The 2604-nt window shown below is 66.3% G+C and carries 3 protein-coding genes; all 3 read left to right on the forward strand.

Annotated features, from left to right (window positions below):
• Positions 1 to 794: ABC transporter substrate-binding protein (locus tag OOT08_RS14045; RefSeq protein WP_325093413.1), on the forward strand; the 794-nt coding region annotated here is incomplete at its 5' end.
• A 2-nt stretch (positions 795 to 796) separates the two neighbouring features.
• Entirely contained in the window at positions 797 to 1825 is a 1029-nt protein-coding gene (locus OOT08_RS14050; protein ID WP_325093414.1) for an amino acid ABC transporter permease, read from the forward strand.
• A complete protein-coding gene (locus OOT08_RS14055) occupies positions 1822 to 2586 on the forward strand; it encodes an amino acid ABC transporter ATP-binding protein (protein ID WP_325093415.1) in 765 nt (254 codons plus the stop codon). Before OOT08_RS14050 ends, OOT08_RS14055 begins: the two co-directional genes overlap by 4 nt.
• The last annotated feature ends 18 nt before the right edge of the window (positions 2587 to 2604 follow it).

Below are 2604 nucleotides of genomic sequence, written 5' to 3' on the forward strand. Positions count from 1 at the left end.
TTGACCTCGGCAGCATCGAGAAGAGCGACGCGGCCGCCGCGCTTTTGCCCGCCGACATCGCGAAGAAGGGCAGCTTTACCCTCGGCATCGACGCCACCTACCCGCCCAACGAGTTCAAGGACGACGCGGGCAACCCCATCGGCTGGGAGGTGGACCTCATGAACGCGGCGACGGTCAAGCTCGGCCTCACGGTCGACAACCAGATCTCGAAGTTCGAGAACATCATCCCGAAGATCGAGATGGACACCTTTGACTCCGGCATCGCGGGCTACTACGACACCGTGAAGCGCCAGGAGAACTTCGACATGGTCGACTTCATCCTCGCCGGGAACCAGTACGGCTCCCTAAAGGAGAACCCGATCACCGATGAGCTCGCCGTGTGCGGCCAGAAGGTCTCCGTGCCCAACGGCGGCTCGGCCCCCCTCTACTACATCCCCGAGGTGGACAAGAAGTGCGAGGCCGCCGGAAAGGAGAAGGTCGAGGTGATGGGCTACGACACGACCGACGAGATGGTCGCCGCCGTGAGCCTGGGCCGGGCCTTCGCCTTCGTCGCGGACTCGCCCGTGGTCAGCTACGCCGTTGCCCAGAGCAAAGGCAAGCTCATCAGCTCCGAGATCTACGACACGCTCCCGGCGGGTGCGCCCTTCAAGAAGGGCAACGACGAGCTGGTCGCCGCCTTCCAGGCCGCGATCCAGGAGCTGCACGACGACGGCACCTACGACGAGATCCTGGAGTTCTGGGGTGTCGAGGCGGGCCGCGTCGACGAGATTACCGTGAACGCCGGCACCGAGTAACCATGACCGATTTGATCACCAAGGTGGTCCCTGTGGCACCGCCCGCCCCCATCCGGGCGGTGCCGCTCCGGCACCCCTGGCGAAACCTCCTCGCCGCCGCGCTCATCTTCTTCCTGATCGCCTTCGTCCTCGACGCCGCACAGCGCGAGGCCTACGACTGGCCCGCCTTCGCGACCTACCTCTTCGATGTGCGGGTCATCCAGGCCGCGGGCGTCACCCTGCTGCTCACCTTCCTCTCCATGCTCGGGGCCGTCGTGATCGGCATCGTGCTCGCGGTGATGCGCGAAACGAGCAACCCCGTGCTGCGCACCATCGCCTGGGGCGTGATTTGGTTCTTCCGAGGCACCCCCGTCTACGTCCAGCTCGTGTTCTGGGGGCTGCTCGGCACGATCTACCAGAGCATCAACGTCGGCATTCCGTTCATGGAGCCCTGGCTCGTGCTCGAAACCGCCGATGTCATCCCCGTGTTCTGGCTCGCGGTGATGGGCCTGGCCCTGAACGAGGCCTCCTACATGTCCGAGATCGTCCGCGCCGGGCTCCTCTCCGTTGACGAGGGGCAGAAGGAAGCGGCGAGCGCCCTCGGCATGGGGTGGTGGCTGACGATGCGCAAGGTCGTCATCCCGCAGGCCATGCGGGTCATCATTCCGCCGACCGGCAACGAGCTGATCGCGATGCTGAAGACCACCTCGCTCGTGACCGCGGTGCCGTTCAGCTGGGACCTCTACACGAGAACTCGGGACATCTCGGCGGCGACGCTGAACCCGATCCCGCTGCTCTTGGTCGCCTCGGTCTGGTACCTGCTCTTTACCTCGATCATGATGATCGGCCAGAGCCACCTGGAGAAGCGCTTCTCGCGCGGCCAGGCCGGGCACGCGATCGTGAAGCGCTCCGGGCGTCGCGCCCAGACGCCAGCGGCCGTGGCTCAGGAGACGGCGTCGCTCATCGCTGGCGCGGGTCTGCACGACGGGACGGCGCCCGATTCCACGCCGAACGCTCCGGACGCCTCCGGCGGGAAGGGAAGCTCACGATGACCGATCTCAAGCTGCGCGCCACCCAGGTGCACAAGTCCTTCGGCGACAACCACGTGCTCCAGGGCATCGACATGCAGATCCGACGCGGCGAGGTCAGCTGCCTGCTGGGCCCCTCCGGCTCCGGGAAGTCCACCTTCCTGCGCTGCATCAATCACCTGGAGACGATCGACTCCGGGCGGATTGAGGTTGACGGTCGACTCATCGGCTACCGCGAGCAGGGCGACACGCTCTACGAGCTCAAGCCGGACGAGGCAGCCGCCCAGCGCCAGAACATCGGCATGGTCTTCCAGCGCTTTAACCTGTTCCCGCACATGACCGCGCTGGAAAATATCACCTGCGCGCCCGTCTTTGTGCGCAACGTCGGGAAGCGAGAGGCCGCTCAGCGGGCAATGGATCTGCTCGCCCGCGTCGGCCTCAGCGAGAAGGCCGGGGCCTACCCCCGTGAGCTCTCCGGCGGGCAACAGCAGCGCATCGCGATCGCCCGGGCGCTCGCGATGGAGCCCGATCTGATGCTCTTCGACGAGCCGACGAGCGCGCTCGACCCCGAGCTGGTCGGGGAGGTGCTGGAGGTGATGAAATCGCTCGCGGAAACCGGGATGACCATGATCGTCGTGACGCACGAGATGGGCTTCGCCCGCGAGGTCGCGGACACCGTGACCTTCTTGGACGGCGGCCTGGTCGTGGAGTCGGGCGCCCCGGCGGACGTGCTCGGGAATCCCCAGCACGGGCGCACGAAGGCCTTCCTCTCGAAGGTGCTCTAGCGACGAACGGGTGGCGGC

The sequence above is a fragment of the Leucobacter sp. M11 genome, assembly GCF_035726885.1.
Lineage (GTDB): Bacteria > Actinomycetota > Actinomycetes > Actinomycetales > Microbacteriaceae > JAPFRB01.

Coding starts and splice junctions, on each gene's coding strand:
- OOT08_RS14055 (WP_325093415.1), top strand. CDS start 1,822: ATGACCGATCTCAAGCTGCGCGCCACCCAGGTGCACAAGTCCTTCGGC.
- OOT08_RS14050 (WP_325093414.1), top strand. CDS start 797: ATGACCGATTTGATCACCAAGGTGGTCCCTGTGGCACCGCCCGCCCCC.